The 18,413-nt window shown below is 61.3% G+C and carries 18 protein-coding genes; 5 read left to right on the forward strand and 13 right to left on the reverse strand.

All coding sequences use genetic code 11. From position 1 onward, the window contains the following. Positions 1-78 precede the first annotated feature (78 nt). Complete coding sequence (locus FHT93_RS20740) at positions 79-1,470, reverse strand: amidohydrolase family protein (RefSeq protein ID WP_183849180.1); 1,392 nt, start codon at positions 1,468-1,470, stop codon at positions 79-81. Between the two features lie 15 nt (positions 1,471-1,485). Then, a complete protein-coding gene (locus tag FHT93_RS36030) occupies positions 1,486-2,184 on the reverse strand; it encodes a response regulator transcription factor (RefSeq protein ID WP_183849182.1) in 699 nt (232 codons plus the stop codon). Positions 2,185-2,383: 199 nt separating this feature from the next. On the opposite strand from FHT93_RS36030, the gene FHT93_RS20750 reads away from it, so the two are divergent. After that, positions 2,384-3,085 (forward strand): response regulator transcription factor, encoded by a 702-nt coding sequence (locus FHT93_RS20750; protein ID WP_112543686.1) that lies wholly within the window; start codon positions 2,384-2,386, stop codon positions 3,083-3,085. 125 nt (positions 3,086-3,210) lie between these two features. Then, a complete protein-coding gene (locus FHT93_RS20755) occupies positions 3,211-3,909 on the forward strand; it encodes an autoinducer binding domain-containing protein (protein ID WP_162710059.1) in 699 nt (232 codons plus the stop codon). 269 nt (positions 3,910-4,178) lie between these two features. On the opposite strand, the gene trbI is transcribed toward FHT93_RS20755, so the two are convergent. The 11 genes from trbI to FHT93_RS20810 are packed head-to-tail and all read right to left on the reverse strand — an operon-like array spanning position 4,179 to position 14,114. After that, positions 4,179-5,492, reverse strand: coding sequence for an IncP-type conjugal transfer protein TrbI (gene trbI, locus FHT93_RS20760; RefSeq protein ID WP_183849184.1), 1,314 nt, complete (start codon positions 5,490-5,492; stop codon positions 4,179-4,181). A 10-nt stretch (positions 5,493-5,502) separates the two neighbouring features. After that, a complete protein-coding gene (locus tag FHT93_RS20765) occupies positions 5,503-5,931 on the reverse strand; it encodes a conjugal transfer protein TrbH (protein WP_183849186.1) in 429 nt (142 codons plus the stop codon). A gap of 1 nt (position 5,932) precedes the next feature. Next, positions 5,933-6,760: a P-type conjugative transfer protein TrbG gene (gene trbG / locus FHT93_RS20770; RefSeq protein WP_183849188.1), complete on the reverse strand. Its 828-nt coding sequence runs from the start codon at positions 6,758-6,760 to the stop codon at positions 5,933-5,935. 14 nt (positions 6,761-6,774) lie between these two features. Beyond that, the gene (gene trbF / locus FHT93_RS20775) at positions 6,775-7,434 is read right to left on the reverse strand and encodes a conjugal transfer protein TrbF (protein WP_183849190.1); all 660 of its coding nucleotides are present in this window, start codon (positions 7,432-7,434) and stop codon (positions 6,775-6,777) included. Positions 7,435-7,444: 10 nt separating this feature from the next. Beyond that, positions 7,445-8,611 (reverse strand): P-type conjugative transfer protein TrbL, encoded by a 1,167-nt coding sequence (gene trbL / locus FHT93_RS20780; RefSeq protein ID WP_183849422.1) that lies wholly within the window; start codon positions 8,609-8,611, stop codon positions 7,445-7,447. Between the two features lie 29 nt (positions 8,612-8,640). Continuing rightward, complete coding sequence (gene trbJ, locus FHT93_RS20785; RefSeq protein ID WP_183849192.1) at positions 8,641-9,432, reverse strand: P-type conjugative transfer protein TrbJ; 792 nt, start codon at positions 9,430-9,432, stop codon at positions 8,641-8,643. Further along, the gene (locus FHT93_RS20790; RefSeq protein WP_183849194.1) at positions 9,419-11,851 is read right to left on the reverse strand and encodes a conjugal transfer protein TrbE; all 2,433 of its coding nucleotides are present in this window, start codon (positions 11,849-11,851) and stop codon (positions 9,419-9,421) included. The genes trbJ and FHT93_RS20790 overlap by 14 nt, the downstream gene beginning before the upstream one ends. Before the next feature lie 6 nt (positions 11,852-11,857). Then, positions 11,858-12,157, reverse strand: coding sequence for a conjugal transfer protein TrbD (locus FHT93_RS20795; protein ID WP_183849196.1), 300 nt, complete (start codon positions 12,155-12,157; stop codon positions 11,858-11,860). Further along, a complete protein-coding gene (locus FHT93_RS20800) occupies positions 12,154-12,525 on the reverse strand; it encodes a TrbC/VirB2 family protein (protein WP_183849198.1) in 372 nt (123 codons plus the stop codon). Before FHT93_RS20800 ends, FHT93_RS20795 begins: the two co-directional genes overlap by 4 nt. Beyond that, positions 12,515-13,474 carry a P-type conjugative transfer ATPase TrbB gene (gene trbB, locus FHT93_RS20805; RefSeq protein ID WP_183849200.1) on the reverse strand — a complete coding sequence of 320 codons (960 nt, stop codon included), beginning with the start codon at positions 13,472-13,474 and terminating at the stop codon, positions 12,515-12,517. The genes FHT93_RS20800 and trbB overlap by 11 nt, the downstream gene beginning before the upstream one ends. 10 nt (positions 13,475-13,484) lie before the next feature. Next, positions 13,485-14,114, reverse strand: coding sequence for an acyl-homoserine-lactone synthase (locus FHT93_RS20810; RefSeq protein WP_112971377.1), 630 nt, complete (start codon positions 14,112-14,114; stop codon positions 13,485-13,487). A 370-nt stretch (positions 14,115-14,484) separates the two neighbouring features. Here FHT93_RS20810 and repA point away from each other — a divergent pair, with 370 nt between their 5' ends. The 3 genes from repA to repC all read left to right on the forward strand — a co-directional run bounded on the left by repA (position 14,485) and on the right by repC (position 18,158). Next, positions 14,485-15,693 carry a plasmid partitioning protein RepA gene (gene repA, locus FHT93_RS20815; protein WP_113016850.1) on the forward strand — a complete coding sequence of 403 codons (1,209 nt, stop codon included), beginning with the start codon at positions 14,485-14,487 and terminating at the stop codon, positions 15,691-15,693. A gap of 72 nt (positions 15,694-15,765) precedes the next feature. Next, a complete protein-coding gene (gene repB / locus FHT93_RS20820; RefSeq protein ID WP_112971379.1) occupies positions 15,766-16,746 on the forward strand; it encodes a plasmid partitioning protein RepB in 981 nt (326 codons plus the stop codon). Between the two features lie 155 nt (positions 16,747-16,901). Further along, positions 16,902-18,158 carry a plasmid replication protein RepC gene (gene repC / locus FHT93_RS20825; protein WP_112971380.1) on the forward strand — a complete coding sequence of 419 codons (1,257 nt, stop codon included), beginning with the start codon at positions 16,902-16,904 and terminating at the stop codon, positions 18,156-18,158. The last annotated feature ends 255 nt before the right edge of the window (positions 18,159-18,413 follow it).

Genomic DNA, 18,413 nt, shown 5'->3' on the forward strand with positions numbered 1-18,413 from the left:
TCAGGAAAATTGCATACCGGCTTGAAGAGCCGGGTGCCGCTCGTCAGATCACAGGCCCTGGGAGCAGGTCCGGGCTCGCTAGCGATCGGTCTCTGGCCTGGGAGCGACAACGATACTGCCGTTCTTGACAACGACCCTGCCCCGGCAAATGACATGACGGACGCGGGCAAGATTGTGGGACTGGCTGATAACGATATCGGCACGCTTGCCGCTTTCAATCATGCCACGGTCGCCAGCGAGCTCCGGAAAGATCCTTGCGACGTTCCCCGTCGCCTTGGCGATAGCAGCGGCCGGCGTCAGGAGCTTGCGGCAAATCATCCGGTGGATCGCTTCCAGGATCATATCCCAATCGCCGCCGCCGAAGTCGGTCGAAATCGTATCGACAAGCCCTGCATCGATGAGGCAGTCAAGATTGTCGGGGCCGTTGCGCCAGCGGGTCGCGATGCAGTCGAGTGTCGAGACATCGATGCCCACGCCGAGGGTGCGAAGCGCGGCAGCCGTTTCCACCGCTTCGGCACGCGTGAACGACGGATGATTGCTGTGGCCGGCGACCATTCTTGCCCTTGGAAACCTTCCGGCAAGTTCGATGAGCTGGGCTGCCGTCGGCGGGGCATTGTGAAAGATCGCCGGCATGCCGGTGCGCGCAGCTTCCGCGGCGATTTCGGCAAGACCCTGACGGGCAAGCGCAACGGACGTCATTACGGTCTTGCGCACGAGGCTTGTTATGCTCTCGATCGCAAAATGCCCTTCAAGCCCGTTCTCCTTCAACAGCGACGACAGGGTTGCGCCGTCGGGATTGGTGTTTGCCTCCAGCCTGCGTCCGAGTGCAGCCTCCTTGAGCTTTCGCGCAAGATTGGGATGGACGACGAGACCGCTGGCTTTCTCGATCGCCTCCGGCAGGAACCGGTAGTCCTGGGCGCCGCCGCCGAGTGTCTGGCCGCCGCCCGCTTCACCGAGCGCCTTGGCACCAGCTTCGAGCAGATGGTCGATCCTTGCGGCGAGGTGACGGGGTGAAAGCCCGCTTCCATCGGCCGCCTGCGCCGCCGCAAGGCTCGCCGGCGTATGGGCCGTGCTGATATGGATGTCGAGCGGATGGGGATGTTGCGCGATGTCGTCGACGTCCTCGGCAAGGGCGAGCCCGCAAACGTTGAGAAGGGTCGTCGTCCCGGATAGAAGATGGCGGTTTTTCTGATAGTCGATTTCCTGACGGTCGAAGGAGGCGGATCCGCTCGGCATCGTCGGGCCGCAGACGCAGCCATGGGCGTGGGCATTGATGAGGCCTGGCAGAACTGTACATCCGGCAGCATCGATCAGCGCATAGTCTTCTGACAGCGACGGCCTCTCCGTCTGGACGACAGCCTCGATGCGGCCCTCGGCAAGAAGCACGCTCGCCCGTTCGAGCGAGGTGACACCGTCACCGGTGATGACACACGCTGCATTGATGATGGCCATCGGACGGATCTGGCTCATGCGTTCAACCCTTCTCTAATCCTTTCCGGCTTCCAGGCCATAGCCAATGCCGCGAACCGTGCGCACGATGTCTGTCTTCATGACCAGGCCAAGCGCCTTGCGCAGTCTGGCGATATGGACATTGACTGTTTTCGGATCGACGAAGACCCCATTCGGCCAGGCAAGGCGAGCAAGCTCGTCACGGCGGAAGACGCGACCCGGCTCGCTCATCATCCGGTGCAAAAGGGCAAATTCGATCGGACCCACATGGACGTCACGCGCGTCATAGATGATGCGATGGGCGCGGGCATCGATGCTCAATCCATCATGGTGGAGCACCTCCGGCCGCTCCTGCTGCGGCATCTGGCGCGCCTCGGTGCCGAGAAGACGGTTTAGCGCACGCAGATAGCGATCGGGCGCTATCGGTCGCATAAAGGCCTCGTCGACGCCCGCTCTCAAGAAGGCTTCAAAGCGGTGTTCGGCCTCGACAGGGACAAGCGTGACAATACGAACATGGTCTGTCGCCGCATCCTCCTTGAGCGCTCTGCACAAATCGATTGCAAACGCGCTCCTGCCGTCGACGATGAGCCCGACGGGCATCTTGTCCCTAATCGCCGCAGCCGTTTCTGCCGGGCTCATGACAAGGTCGGTGGCAAAGCCTTCTGCCTCAAGTATATGTCGAAGAGACAGCGAGAAGTCGGCATCAAGCGAACTTATGACGACGGTGGGTTTCACGACGCAACCACGACAAATCGACATGCTCTCGAGTTCGACAACTCATGGCTGCAGGATGCCACGGAGAGCGTGGGACCGCAAAGGCAATGATGTTAAATTTCGTTTCCTGACGGGCGGGGTCTCCGCTTCCCCGCACAGCGAGGAACATCCTCCCAGATCTGTGACTTGAAGCGGTGGTCTAGTGTGTTTTTCTCCCGCGATGGAAACACGAGAACCAGCCATTCTGGTCGTCACCGAGGACGTCACGCTCGCCAAGCCGATCGTCGATGCGCTGGAGGTTGCAAACTTTCAAAGCAGGGTGGTTCAAACCGCTCTTGCAGCGCATCAGGTCAGCGCCGATCACGGCTTTCTTATCTTCGTCATTGCGACTGGCGATTCAGGCGATCTGAGCGTCGATCTCTGTCGAGACATCCGCAAATCGAGCGCGATACCGATCATTCTCCTTGCCCCGGATGTTCGCCAGCTCGCCGGGATCGATACCGGTGCAGACCATTGCCTGCCAGGCAGTGCCAATCCTCACCATCTGATGGCCGAGGTTCGCGCCTGTTTGCGCGGACTGGAGCGCGGCGAGCGGCAAAGACTGCGCGTGCTGACCTTCGAAGGCTGGCGCGTTGATACCCATCGCCGCGCCGTCACGGCGCCCGACGGATCGAAGGTCAGGCTGCTCGCTGCCGAATTCGATCTCCTGGTCGCCTTCTGCCGGAGCCCTGGAACAGTACTCTCTCGCCGGGTGCTGCTGGAGGCAACCCATATCGGTCTTGGCAGGCCGCTCGAACGCAGCGTCGATGTCCACGTCTGCCGGCTTCGCCGCAAGCTTACGGAGGCCGGCAACGGGGGCGAGCTGATCCAGACCGTGCGTCTTGGCGGCTATGTTCTCGTTTCGCCAATCAACCCTGAATAAGTAAGGGTTCCAATTTGCTTCTCATAGGTGTTTACTTTGGAGCCGCATGCATATGTCCGTTGAGATTTCAGCTTCGGTCGCCGACCTCGCTTGAACGTCGCGGCCGTTTAAGGGAGCGATGTGTCTTGAAGAAGAGACTGGATCATCTGATTGACGTCTTGAGCCTTTCGTCCGATGAACACTCAATACGGCTGGCCTTGTTGACGTTTGCGCAGCAATGCGGCTTCGAGAAGTTCGCCTATGTCAACCTGCGCTACGGCGATACGGAAGCGTTTTCCAACTACCCGCAGGAATGGCAGGAGATCTATCTTTCCAACGACTACCAGCGGATTGATCCGGTCGTCACGGCAGCCAGGCGCGCCTTGAAGCCCTTCTACTGGTCAGCCCCGCCCCAGCGCCCCGAGCCCATGTCGGAAGAGCGCGAATTTTACAAGCACGCCAGTCGGTACGGGATCGTGTCCGGCCTTTCCATCCCGATACGCATCGGCTTCGGTCGAACCGCCATCCTGACGCTCGCCTCGCACCTGCCCGCGTTTAAAGGGGAGGGAATAATCGACGACATACAGGCGATCACGGCCACGACACTCGTCCATGCCAAATTGAAGGGCCGAAGCGTCATGGCCAGGCCACGGGTCCAGTTGTCGGGACGGGAGAAGGAATGCCTCAACTGGGCCGCGCTCGGCAAAACCATACCGGTGACGGCGGACATCCTCGGCATCAACCACCATACCGTTCGCTACTACCTCGGCAAGGCGAGGCGGAAGCTGCGTGCCCACAACACGGTGAACGCAGTCTATCTGGCGGCGCGCCATGGATTGATCTGAGCCATTGGCCGCGGTCTTGAAGGCAGCGTGATGCCGGCCATGGGTATCGCGCCGAAACCTCGGCTGGATGTTGCGTTCGCCGGGGAACGCCTGCCAGACGCCTTATATTCGGCCAGTCGCCAGAAGCCGGTATCAACGACCTTCTCGCGTTGGTCTGACCAGAAAACGGCCAGCCGCTTGCGATCGCCTCTCAGTGCCTTTCGTGTATGAGGTTTGGCTGGACGCCATTCATCTCGAAGACAACCTAGAGGTCAGAGCTGGACATCGAGTCATCTGCTCACCCCTCCGTCGCGCTCGACATAGGCTCCGGGGAAGATGATGTCCTGGTCGACCAGGACATTGAACCTGTAGCCGGGGCGAATTTCGAGGGTTGGCTGCACGTTGAGGTTCCTGTCGATCGTCCGCTCCGCCACGCGACCGAAGCTTTCGGCAAAATTACGCCTTGCCGCGTCCGAGGCCGTGTCCTGGGTCGCCCTGGTCGAGCTTTCCGGCATGGAGGCATCGATGCCGGTGCCGATCAGAGCGATGAGAGCGGCCGCGGTGAACGTGCGGATCGTGTGATTGTTGACGCGGTCGCGAAAGCCGCCATAGCCCTCCGGATCCGAACCTGCCATCCCGCCAATCTGCAGCGTCTGGCCGTTTGGTAAGATCAGATCGGTCCAGACGACCAGCACGCGTGCCTGGCCGAAGGCGACCTTGGAATCATAACGCCCGAAAAGCCTGGCCCCTTGGGGGATCAAGAGCCGGTAGCCGGTCGTGCTGTCGTAGACGTTCTGGCTGACCTGAGCGATGATGCGTCCAGGAAGGTCGGAATTGATGCCCGAGATCAAGGTCGCCGGTATGACCGAACCGCGTTTGAGTTCGAAGGGCGATATCTGCGGCACGACCCTGTTTGGCAGATAGCCGAGCTCCTTAATGTCCTTGTTGAAAAAATCCTCCTTCAAGACCTGCCCGTTCGGATCGGCGTTCTGTGCGAGGGACCCGGCCTGCAGCGCGGCCTGATAAAGATCGAGCGGCCCTGTCTTGGCGCCTTCGCCTGATGGGGCAGAGTTATCGGCCGGCGCGTCACGGGCCTCGGCGTGACTGATGTCGACCTGAAGCGGCGAATCCAATGCGGCGTCGGCAGCCTGCAGGCGCGCCATCCTGCGACGCTGCAGTTCACGCAGATAGCGTTCGCGCCCTTCTCTGGCGAGCCGGGTTTCGAAATCGACCTCCGGCAGCGCCTGCCCCACAGGGTTGGCAAGGCCTGGCTGCTCGGGAGGCCGGCTGGACAAGGTTTCGCGCGCCGGTGCCGGGTCGCCGGCGACCTTCGGCTCCAACGGACCGACCGGCTGAGCCTCACCGATGATGCCGTTCTCAATGCCGCGCTTCAGCTGGTCGCCATAGGTCGATGCCGGAAGACTGGCGCCCGTGACCGGCGCGGATTGCCTGAAGGGAAATCCGCGCCCGGAGAGACCGAAAATGATCACCGCAGAAAACAGGACCAGCAGGCCGATCGCGATCAGGATCGGCAACCTGTTGAGACGACGCATGGTCTGCGCCTGTTGGCTTTGCGGGCTTCCAAGTTGCAGCGACTGGGCCATGCGAGGCCTCCTATTGCAGTATCATCACGGAGAGTGGGCTTGCCGGCGTGGCCTGAGACCCTGAGACGAGATAGAGCCGGGCAAGCCGCAGCCGCGGCGTCGAAAGACTTGCGAGAAGCTCTGAGCCCGATCGATCAAGACGATAGGCGAGCGCGATTGTCTGTGGCTGCGGCTGCGTGCCGCTTGCGATCCGATAGCCCGATGTCTTGAGAGATGTTGCAAGCGCAATGGCAAAATCTGAGGCCTCGTCTGCAAGCTTCAGCGGGCCGGACGATCGGGGAAGCTGTTCGCTCAGGCGGCTCGCCATGTCGCTTGCAATCAAAGCGGCGACATCGGCCGGCAGCGATGCAGCTGGCGCGTCGGCACTGCCTCCCGCAGTCGACGTCTGGCAGCCGCAGAGGTAGGCGCAATAAAGGATAAGAAGAACAAGGCGGCCCATCTCAGCTGCTCCGGCGGATCGTGATCTTCTGGCGTCGCCACCCGCCCCCCGAGACGAGCACGGCGCGAGCGACATTGTAGTCGACCACCATCATGTTCCTTGTCATGCGATAGTTGACGATACGGTTCTTGCCCCCCGACACGATGAAGAGGACGGGTGCATCCTCTCCGGCCACAGAGCGAGGAAACTGGATGTAGGTTTTCAGGCCATCCGAATAGACGCGTGTCGGCTTCCAGGCCGCGCTGCCGCTTACCGAATAGGAAAAGTCGAGCTGGTCGGGAGGCGTTGCCGTGCCGGGCGCTCCCCTGAAGTCAAGGCGCGCGTTTGCCTCGGCGAGTTTTTCGGTGACGTCCTGCGAATAAGAAAAGCCGACCCGGGCCATGTAGCGGCTCGAATGGGACTTCAACTGGATATGATAGGTTCGCCGCGACGTCGTCACTACCATCGATGTCGACAGGCCGGCTTCTGCCGGTTTGACGATCAGATGGATCGCCTGGCCACCGACTGGCCCGGAGGTTGCCGGCTCGACCTTCCATCTGACCGTGTCGCCGACAAGCACGTCGCGCACCACCTCCCCGGTCTCGAGCTCGATGTCGCACACCTGCAGAGGCGAGCAGACGACAAAGGGTTGGCTTTGGCCGTAAAGGAAGATGACTTTTCCGTCGGCCCCCTTGGTGACGAGGCCGGCGCCGTCGCGCCATTGCGAAGACAGGCGCGTCGCCTTCGTCTCGTTGTCGCTCATCGACTGGGCCGGCGCGATCCTTGTGGAGGCGAGCGTTGCGAGCATCGCGCAGCAACCGGCGACCGCTCGATATGTCACGTGTCTCATGGCGTGTCCTCGTTCTATAGCTGTGCGGTCCAGTCGAGATCCTTGAGATAAAGCCCGATCGGATTGAGCCTGATCGTTGCCTCATCCTGGGGGGCGGTGATCGTCACCGTGGCAATCGCGCGAAAACGCCGCGTGCCGGTTTCCTTGCCGCGCCGGTCGCGTTCGAACTCCGTCCAGTCGATCTGGTAGGACTGGTTCGACAGCGCGACGATATTGTTCACCTCGACGGCAATAGTGGCGGCCTTCGCCTTCTCGAAAGGGGAATTGCTGCGAAACCAGGCATTGACTTTCTCGGTCGACGGATCGGCGGTGCGCAGCAGCGCATAGGTCCGGTCGATATATTGCTTTTGAACGACCGCGTCGGGCGTAACCGAACGAAAGCTGGTGACGAAACCACCGAGCGTGGCGCGCACCACACGGGCGTCGGCATATTCGATATGTTCGGGAAAGCCCGCCGAAACCGGCGTGCCCAATCTGTCGACCTCGACAATATAGGGAACAAGCTTGACCTGCGTGCTGAGGAACAAGGCATAGCCCACCCCGACGATTGCAAGAAGAAGCGCAAGCATGGCGACGATGCGCCAGGCTGCTGCCGCCCGCACATATGATCCATACCGCTCGTTCCACTCGTTGCGCGCGGCGAGATAAGGATTTTCCGAAGAGTCTGGCGTCATGGCGAAATCCTCATTTCGATTGGCCCGACCGGAGCGACGACGAAGACGGTCCGGCCGCCCCTGGCCTTGTCTGGTCCAGTTTGGCATTGGCCAGACCAAGCAGGGAACTTGCATGCGCGCCAGGGGCTCCGATCGCCTTGTCCTTCATGGCCGAAGCCGTGGCGGAGCCGGCGGCGCCTATGCCTTCCGTCAGGCCGCGCATGGCGGCTTCGCTGATCGATGCGCCTTGGGCCCGTGCGGATCCGGCCGCCTCCGCCCCCTTTACAGCGCCGCCGATCATCAGGAATAAGGCGCCCATGCCAAAGGAGGCAGCCTGGCCGCCGTGACGCATCACCTCCATTCCGTTTCCGACCGAGACGCCCTGGATGACGCCCTGGATGATGTTCGGCACATAGATCGCGATGACGAAGACAACGACGGCAATGCCGGCTATGGCAAGCAGCGTCTGGAACTGCTCACCGATCTCCGGGCTGCCGGCAAGCCCGATCAGCACCTCCGATCCGATGCGAGCGATCATCACCAGCGCCATCAGCTTCATGCCGACGCTGAAGGCGTAGACCAGATAGCGGATGGCGAAATCCTTGGTGAAGGATGACCCGCCGAGCCCGAGCATGATCATGCCGGCCAGTAGCCCGATATACATCTCCGCCATGATCGATACGAAGATCGCCGCGACGAGCGAAAAGGCAATGACGACGACGATCATCGCGAAGGCGGCCGCAATCGCCCACACATTGTCCTCGAAGAGGCCAAAGCGGATCTTTTCCGCCATCTTGGCTGCGACAGCGAGCCCTGCATTGAAAATATCGGCCGGCGAGGCATCGCCGCCCGACGCGCCGATCTGGAAGAGACTGTCGACGACGGCTCTGGCAAAGGCCGGCCCCCGGTCGAGAAGGAGCGCGAAAAAGCCGACGAACATGATGCGACGCACGAGTTCTGCGAACCATTCCTGCAGCGACGGCGCCTGCAGCGCGAGCCAGATCGCCGCAAGGCCGATCTCGATCGAGGCGAGGATCCAGAAGAGCGATCGCGCCGCGTTCAGGACCGTCTGCTCCCAACCCTGCGCCGCCCTGGCGATCTCGTCCTGCAAGGTGGTGATCAGGGCGCCTTCCTGGGCACGAACCGGAACGACGAGAAGCACCAAGATTACCATTGCCGCAACGGCAGGCCGCGTCATGGCAGGCGTTACGAGAGAAGATGGGCGGCTCACCAGCGCGGCTCCATGGTTCGGCCGCCACCCAAGGGCGGAACGGTGCCGCGGAAGAATAGCTCGCGACGCGCCTGCGCCAGATCCCTGTCGGTCTGGTTGGTCTGAAGCCAGGTTCCCATCATCGTGATCTGCTGGGAGACGAGCCCGCGCAGCTTCTGCATCTGGGCGACCTGCTGGGCGGCAATGTCGTGGCCGACCTGAAGCGCCTTCACCTGGCCATCTGCGCTTTCAGACAGCGCGCGAAGCGTTGCCATGGTCGCTTCCTCGCTATCGAACTGCGAGGCCGTGAGGCTGGCAGCACGAAGAGAAGCGGCGATTGTGTCACGATTGGTGTCAGACCACGCCTGGTAGCTGGTCGAGAAGCTGTCTTCATCTGCAATCCTCGTCTTCAGGCTTGCAAAGCTCGGGAAACGCTGCCGCAAGACATCGTCGGCATTGGCCATGGAGAAGGCAACGCCCTGGCCGTCCGCAACGATTCCTCGCAGCTGATTGAGGTCGCTCTCGACCTCGCCCCAGACATGGGCAGGCAAAAGGGCCGTGTTCTGCAACATGTTCTGATAGATCCTCAGCTGGTTTTCGATCTGTTCGGCAAGCTGGGTGATCTGCGTCAGCTGGTTGTCGACCTGAACGCCTGAGCTTTCGAGCAGCTTGATGAGCTCCCCGTTGTTGGCAAGCTGCGTGAATTCGGTCGCAGCTCCGGTCGCAGCCCCTGCCGCGACCGGAAGTGGCCTGCCGGCGGCAAGAAGGATTGAAAGGACGATGGCCAGTCGGTATCTAGATCGTGACATCTGATATCCCTCTCTCCTTGAGCCAGATCGACGGCCAGGCGCTGCCATGCTCCTCGGCCAAGGCGCGGATCCGCTTCAGATCGTCCTTGCCGGAAGCGCCGACGAAGGAGAGCGCCAAGGGGCCGAGGGCCATGTCAAAGAGGCGCCGGCCCTCGGGCGAGACGACGTAGTAGTCGCGTTTGGGGATTGCCGTTGCGACGATCTCCAGCTGGCGCTCGTTAAAGCCGATCCGCTCGTAGAATTGGCGCGTTCCCTGCTCGCGGGCCGAACCGTTCGGCAGGCAGATTTTCGTCTGGCAGCTTTCCTTCAGGACGTCGACAATGCCCGATCTTTCTGCGTCCGAGATCGACTGGGTCGCAAGCACGACGGCGCAATTGGCCTTGCGCAGCACCTTCAGCCACTCGCGGATCTTCTCGCGAAAGGTCGGGTGGCCGAGCATCAGCCAGGCCTCGTCGAGAATGATCAGGCTCGGGGCTCCCGTCAGCCGCGTTTCGATGCGCCGGAAGAGATAGGTCAGGACGGGAAGCAGCGTGCGTTCGCCCATTGCCATCAGCTCTTCGATCTCGAATGTCTGGAAATGCCCGAGCCTCAGTCCGTCGCTCTCGGCATCGAGAAGCTGTCCGAGCGGACCATCAACGGTGAAGTGGTAAAGCGCTTCCTTGATGTCGCGCATTTGCACGCCGCTGACGAAGTCCGACAGCGACCGGCCGGGTGCGCGGGCCATCAGCCCGACCTGGCGGGCAATGGCGTTGCGATGGTCCGGGGTGACGGCAAGACCCTGCAGGCCGACCAGCATTTCGATCCAGCCGCAGGCCCAGGCGCGGTCGGACTCACTCGAAAGCGTCTCCAGCGGGCAAAAACCTGGCGTCCTGACCTCCCCATCGCTGCCGATCTCGTAATGATCGCCGCCTGCCGCAAGCGTGAGCGGCATCATCGAGCCGCCCTTGTCGAAGACGAAGAGCTGCGCCTGCCTGTAGCGCAGAAACTGGGCGCCGATCAGAGCGAGCAATGTCGATTTTCCGGACCCGGTCGGTCCGAAGATCAGGGTGTGCCCGACGTCATCGACATGCAGGTTGAGGCGAAACGGCGTCGAGCCGGAGGCAACCTGCATCAGGGCTGGCGCGTTCTTGTCGTAGAAGGGACAAGGTGCGTTCTGATCGCCCGTCCAGACCGAATTCAACGGCACGAGGTCGGAAAGATTGCGCGTCGTGATCAGCGGCTCGCGAACATTGCAATACCAGTTGCCGGGCAGACTGCCGAGATAGGCGTCGGTGGCGTTGAGCGTTTCGATCCGGGCGCCGAAGCCTTCGGCCTGGATCACGCGGCGAACGCCCTCGGCCTTGTTTTCAAGCCTCTCGACATGATCGTCGAAGAGCACGATGACCGGCGTGTAGTAGCCGTAGGCGACAAGCTCGGAGGCAGCCTCGGCAATCGCCTCTTCCGTCTCCGCCACCATCGACAGCGCGTCCTGGTCGATGGACCGGCTCTGCGCCTGGAACAGCTGGTCGAAGAACGGCCTGACCTTCTGCTGCCATTTCTTTCTGGTGCGCTCCAGACGATCCCTCGCCTCGCCGGCGTCAAGGAAGATGAAGCGAGAGGACCAGCGATAAGATAGTCCCATCAGGTCGAGACTGTTGAGGATGCCCGGCGAACTTTCCGCCGGCAGTCCGTCGATCGCCACGATCGCGATGTAGCGATTGTCGATCTTCGGCGTCAGACCGTGCTGCAGTTCTCCCGTCACGATGCAGTCGAGGTACATGGGCATGTCCGGAAGGCGGACCGGGTGATTGTCGCCGGTGATGCAGAACCTGATGAACTGCAGGAGATCGTCATACCGGGCGCCATCACGGCTGTCGGTCGATGCGCTTTGCGTCTTCATCCTGCGGATCGACAATGTGATCGAAAGATATTGTTCGATCTCCCGGGCGGTCGCCTGGAAACTGGCAAGGGCGATGTCGGCATGGCTCTGCTTGCGGCTGGCAGCGTCGGAATAGACGTATCGGCTCAGCGTCGAGCGGCGGGGCTCGGGCGGCCTGTAGGTCAGGATGATGGCGTGATGGCTTTCGAAATGACCGCGTTCGGCTTCGAAATGGCGTCGCCGCTCCTCATCGATCGCCCGCGTCACCCGATCGGGAAAATGCGAGCGGCCGGCGGGTGCATAATCGTCCGTCGGCAGGCGAATGGCCTCGACCTGGATCATCCATCCGGAGCCGAGCCGTGCCAGCACCTGGTTGATCTGACGCGCAATCTCGTTGCGCTCGGTCTCGGTCGAACTTTCGCAATCCGGACCGGCGAAATACCAGCCGGCCATCAATGAGCCATCCTTCAACAGGAGGACGCCGTCTGCGACAAGACCGGCATAGGGGACGAGATCGGCAAAGGATGGTCCAGCGTGGCGGAAAGAGCGAAGCGCTACCATGGCCCCTCAGCTCCTTCGCCACGGCGTGGAGGTTGCGCGGTAATAGGCGCGGTAGCGAAGATGGCGCAGATAGACCTTGCGCATCAAGGGATCGGCCTTCGCCATTCGGCGCAGCATACCGACGATCGTAACCCAGATCGCAATGCCGATAATGGCCGAGTAGACCGTCAGAACGACGAAGATGAGGATAATGGCCGCAAGTCCGGTCATGAGGACGAGCTCGCGGTCAGCACCCATCAGCAGGTTTGGCCGCGACAGCGCACGATGAATGCGATTGACGTCAAGTGCAGGGACTGTGGCGGTCATGAGCGCTCCCCTCCCCTCTCCGCTGCTTTCTGATCGATCGACATCGACAGTCCGACCGAGGCGCCCGTAGCGTTGAAAAGGGCAACGATCTGGGTGGCGCCAAGCAGGACGCCGGCGACGAGAACCAGATACATGAGGCGTCGCGCGAAATCGTTGAGTTCGCCGCCGAAGATCAGCATGCCGCCGGCAACCGCAACCGCGGCAAGCGCGATGAACCCTGCAACCGGGCCGGTGATCGATTCCTGGATCTGTTCGAGCGGCGCTTCCCATGGAAGACCGCCGCCGCTGCTTGCAAGGACCGGGTTGCAAAGGCTGATGCCTGCCAGAACGACGAGGCCGGCGAGCCCGACACGATAACTAGGCTGCATGAGGTTCCTCCGTTTCGGATTGGAGATGATAGCTGCCGTTCGAAAACCCCTTCACATGAAGGAGATCTTCAATGCGTCGTCCGGCGCTCGTGCGTTCGATCGAGACGATGAGATCAACCGCCTGCCCGATAACCTCCCGCATCGGTTGACGACTGGCCTCGCCGGTCAGTTGCTCGAGGCGCTGGAGTGCCGAGCGCGCATTGTTGGCGTGAAGGGTGGTGACGCCGCCCGGATGACCGGTATTCCAGGCCTTCAGAAGCGTAAGTGCCGCGCCGTCGCGCACTTCGCCGACGATGATGCGGTCGGGCCGCAGCCGCAGGGTGCTTTTAAGCAGCTGCGCCATGTCGACGTGATCGCTTGTTCGCAACGACAGGACATTGGCCGATGAAGAGCGCAGCTCGCGCGTATCTTCGAGCATGACGAGCCGCTCCTGCGGGCATTGAGCGGCGATTTCAGTCAGGATTGCGTTCGACAGCGTCGTCTTGCCAGAGCCGGCACCGCCCGAGACGACGACGTTCAGCCGCGCGCGCACGGCCCGGCGCAGAATCTCCGCCTGACATTCCTTCATGATGCCGGAGGCCACATAGTCGTCGAGCGCAATCAGCCGTCCGGCGTGTCGGCGGATCGAGAAAGAAGGTGCCGTAACGATGGGAGGCAGCAGGCCTTCGAACCGATGGCCGCCGATCGGCAACTCCCCGGAAATGATGGGGTGAGCGCGATCGACCTGCGTGTGGAGGACGTGAGCGACGGCGCCGATCACGATCTCGGCCGGCCCTTCGGCCATCCTGCCGGCATGAACGATGCCGGCCCCGAGGCGTTCGATGAACAGGTGACCATCCGAATTGAGCATGATCTCGATGACCGACGGGTCTGAGAGCGCCGTCATGAGCGGCGGGCCGAGCGCCTCCTCCAGCTTGCGCACGAGCCGGGGTAAAGAAAGGGCGTTCATGTCGTCCCCCTCAGGCGGCACTGCAAAACCTGTTCGAAAGGTTCGAGCGGTAGGCGGGCGGGCGTATCGCTTGGAAAAGTTCCCGCGAGACCGGCAGGCATCCCGCCACGCTCCTGACCTCGCCGATCAAACGGGGCTCGCCATAGCGCTGCAGCGGCCAGGACACGCGTTTCAGGATGCGTTCGAACCTGACGTCGGTCACCGTTGCGATCTCTGTCTTGCCGTTTGCCAGGCACCATTCGAGAATGCCGGCAAACAGGAAGAGCGTCGCCTCGTTCAAGCCGGACGATCCGCGCTTTGCAGCCTCCGCCTGCGTGTCGACGCAGAAACGCGAGCTTTCCACCATGTCGGGATGGGCCATGAAGGGATTGCCAGCAAGCAGCACCGAAAAGACATCTGCCAACATGGTCGGTCCCGAGGCGGCAAGCAGCCGCGCTGAGGCGATCGCCTCGCCATCGTCTCCGACGACGATGATGTAATGGGGATCGAACGCATCGAAACGGTCGCGCTCCCTCCCCTCCTCGACCGAGACGCGCCATGCGAGACGGCCGCCGAAAACGCGCGCCCTCAGACGGAACATGCTGTCGAGAAGAGAAGCGTGCGATGCTCTATCCGCAGGTCCAATCGCCTTCACAAACATGTCGTCCTCCGCGCCCAATTCACATGCGCTATGGTGAGCATGAAGCACGCGACTTGTCAGACCCCCGGATGCGGGGGGCACTGAGTCGCACAGTTTTCGGAAACGGTCGGCGACAAACGCTGATTTTCAGCCTCGAAGGCCCGGCCGATAAGGGGGGCGAAAAATTGCCACGCGCCTGATTGCGCCCCCAGGCTAAATGTCTATGAAATCACATGATTTAGGCAGAAACGGATCGACCCCTCCGGCTGTTTCGGCAGCCCGGTTAAAACTCTGTTAACCTTAAACTCCTTGCTGGCTGAACGAAATCGGAGATAATAACGGTTGTGAGGGGATTTCAGCCCTAAAATCGTTATCTGGAAGATCGATCGCCATGAACGCTAATTCGATGCCTTCCGCGAATCGGCCTGTCAGTTTCGAGGATCAGATCCTCGAACAGGGAGATCTGATTTCGCAGAAGCTACACCTTTTGAGCGTGCAGCGATTTCCGCCGAACGCCCAGAAGACCCTGCGCAGTTTTTCGCTTGCCGAGGTCGCCTCCTATGTCGGCGTCTCCCAAAGCACGCTGAAGAAGTTGCACCTGGAGGGCAAAGGCCCCTGCCCCAGGACCTCGTCCTCTGGCCGCCGTTCCTATAGCGCCGAGCAGATGCTTGAGCTGCGACAGCATCTCGATGCGCATGGGCGTTCGGAAAGCCGCATGTATGTTCCCCATCGCCGGCCGGGCGAGAAGCTGCAGGTCATCGCTGTGGTCAATTTCAAGGGCGGTTCCGGCAAGACGACGACGGCAGCCCACCTTGGCCAGTACCTCGCGCTGACCGGCCACCGCGTCCTTGCCGTCGACCTTGACCCGCAGGCCTCGCTGTCGTCCCTGCACGGCTTCCAGCCGGAGTTCGATCAGGCCTCTTCACTCTATGAGGCCATTCGCTACGACGGCGACAGGAAGCCTCTGTCGGATCTTATTCGTCCCACGAATTTTCCAGGCCTCGACATCGTGCCGGCCAATCTCGATTTGCAGGAATATGAATACGACACGCCGCTGGCGATGGCGGACAAGTCGTCCAACGAGGGCAAAACTTTCTTCACCCGGCTGTCGCGGGCGCTCGCAGACGTAGACGATCGCTATGATGTCGTCGTCATCGATTGCCCGCCGCAGCTTGGTTATCTGACGCTGACGGCGCTGACGGCAGCGACAAGCGTTTTGATCACCATCCATCCGCAGATGCTCGACGTCATGTCGATGGGTCAGTTCCTCCTGATGCTGGGCGGCATCCTGAAGCCTATCCGCAACGCCGGCGCAGAGGTCAATCTGTCCTGGTATCGCTACCTGATCACGCGTTATGAACCAGGCGACGTGCCGCAGGCGCAGATGGTCGCCTTCATGCGGACCATGTTTCACGAGTTCATGCTGAAGAACGAGATGCTGAAGTCGACGGCAGTCTCCGATGCGGGCATCACCAAGCAGACGCTTTACGAGGTCGACCGCGCTACCATGAACCGCGCAACCTATGACCGCGCGCTCGACTCGCTCGACGCCGTCAATGGCGAAATCGCCGCTCTGATCCACCAATCATGGGGGCGTTGAAGTTGTCAGCCGACAAAAATCGACTTTTCTATCGGAAAATCAGTTCTCTAACCATCAAGTGGAGGCCGTGAGATGGCACGAAAAGGCCTGCTGACGGGATTGGCCGATCTTCCGAGCGATCCGGCGACGAGCCCGTCCTATCCGATGCGTGGCGCCGGCAAGTCCATGGTCCGCTCGCTCGACGATCTGGCGCAACAGGCCAATAAGTATCTGGAAGGCCAGGTCATCGTCGAGCTGGATCCTGAGCAGGTCGATGCCTCCTTCGTTCAGGACCGTATCCTCGGCGACGAAGCGGAATTCGAGGAGCTTAAGGAGGCAATCCGCGCCCGCGGACAGGACAGCCCCATTCTCGTTCGTCCTCACCCGTCTGTCGACGGCCGTTATCAGGTCGTTTTCGGCCATCGGCGTCTCAGAGCTGCCCGCGATCTCGGGTTGAAGATCAAGGCGGTCGTAAAGCAGATCGACGACCGCACCCACGTGATCGCGCAGGGACAGGAAAATTCCGCTCGCGCCAATCTCACCTTCATCGAGCGGGCCCTGTTTGCACGGCGCCTGGAAGACCTCGGATACGACCGCGACGTGATTGCGGCGGCGCTCGCCGCTAACGCGGCTTCCATCTCAAAGATGATGACGGTGACCGAACGCATTCCGGCAGTGACGATTCAGAAACTGGGTGCCGCACCAGGCGTCGGACGCGAGCGCTGGATCGAGCTGTCGCTGCTCGTCGGCAAGGCGTCGAATGGCGCAAGGGTTTCCGAGGTCGTGAACTCTGCGGGTTTCGAAGAGCTGCCGTCGGATGAGCGATTCTCGCGTCTTTATGGCGCTCTCAACAGATCGGCGAGGCCGGTCCGCAAAGTCGAACCGGCAGCCGGAAAGGCGAGCTGGCAGCCGCGCGACCGGGCCGTTCAGGCCGAGATCAAGAATAGCGGCAAGGTATTTTCGATGTCGATGAAGGCAAAGAATGCCAGCCGTTTCGGTGAATTCCTCTCCAGCCGACTGGATGCGCTCTATGAGCAATTCCTGGCCGAGGACGAGGGAAACAAAGGAGACTGAACCGCAAAAGAAAAAGGCCCCCTAAACGTCGCCGTCGTGGAAGCCTCTCTCGAAGTCTAGCAGCCCGAGAATCGCACTTCCTCGAATCACAGTCAAGACAGTTTGGCACCGTTTTGGTGGACGGTTTTCTTTTGCCTGACAGAAGGTGAAGGAAAATGCAGACGCATAGGATCACGACGCCTTTCGGGCGGCGGCCGATGACGCTTGCCCTGGTGAAAGGGCAGCTTGAGACGTCCTCGATCAAAGAGGGCAAATCGATAGACAAATGGAAGGTGTTTCGCGACGTCTGCCAGGCGCGGTCGACGATCGGCATTCCCGACCGTGCCCTGACCGTGCTCGATGCATTGTTGACCTTCCTGCCGTGCAACGAACTGACGCAAGAGGGCGGGCTCGTGGTTTTTCCCTCCAACCTTCAACTCAGCGTCAGGGCCCACGGGATCGCCGGCACGACACTTCGCCGTCACCTGGCAGCGCTTGTCGAGGCCGGTCTGATCGTGCGCAAGGACAGCCCGAACGGCAAACGCTACGCAAGACGCAGCCGGACAGGCAAGCTCGAACAGGCCTTTGGTTTCTCATTGGCGCCGCTTCTGTCGCGTGCCGAGGAACTGGCGGAGCTTGCCCAGTCGGTCGCCGCCGAGCGGCGGAGGTTTCAGATCGCCAGGGAGAACCTGTCGCTTTGCCGGCGCGACATCCGCAAGCTGATCTGCATGGCGGTCCAGGAGGGGGTTCACGGGGACTGGGCGCTGATCGAGAGCCGGTTTCGCGCCCTTCTTGCCCGCATTCCGCGCACGCCGCTCCTTGCCGATCTCGAACCGATACTTGAGAACATGGAAATGCTGCGTGAGGAAATACTCAACCAGCTGGATTTGAAAGGAAATTCCGGAAAGCCGGATGGCAATGCTGTCCGTTTTGACCGCCACGTACAGAATTCAGATACCGAATCCAGCCATGAACTTGAACCCGCTTGCGAAAGGGAGGAGGGGCCAAACCCAACCGATATGAGGCCATCCGCCAAGCCGATGAAAGTCTTCCCGCTTGAATTGGTGCTGCAGGCCTGCCCGACCATTTCCGACTACGCTCCAGGAGGAGGGGGAAGTATCGGCAGCTGGCGGGAAATTATGGCGGCCGGCATCATCGTGCGCTCCATGCTAGGGGTCAGCCCGTCGGCCTATCAGCGTGCCTGCGAGATCATGGGGCCTGAAAATGCAGCCGTTGCGATGGCCTGTATCCTGGAGCGGGCAGCCCATATCACTTCGCCCGGCGGTTACCTCCGCGACCTGACTGGCAAGGCGGCGCGCGGTGAGTTTTCGCTCGCTGCGATGCTGATGGCGCTCTATCGTTCGAACGCGGCAGGGCGCAGTGCCGGCGACAAAGGCGGGGCGGATGCGCGCAGCCTTCCGCGTTCCAGGTAGATGACGGCCGGAACGGGCCCCCGCATGGTTAACCGCCGTCATCCGGCCTCTCGAACTGGGCAAGGTAAATACCGCCTGGGAGTCTGGCAAAGACGGAAAGCGGAGAAAAAACTTCGTTGAGGTCGTTGCGCAGGCGGGGGATCGTCGCGCGTAAGCGAGTTTGGCCCGGGAATTTTGTTGAGTAGCCCAGCTCGACGGATACCGCGCTGTATCTGCTCTGCAACGGGCAAGTCTTGGTTAGGCATATCCCCTTGT

This window comes from Rhizobium sp. BK379, assembly GCF_014193955.1.
Classification (GTDB): Bacteria; Pseudomonadota; Alphaproteobacteria; order Rhizobiales; family Rhizobiaceae; genus Rhizobium.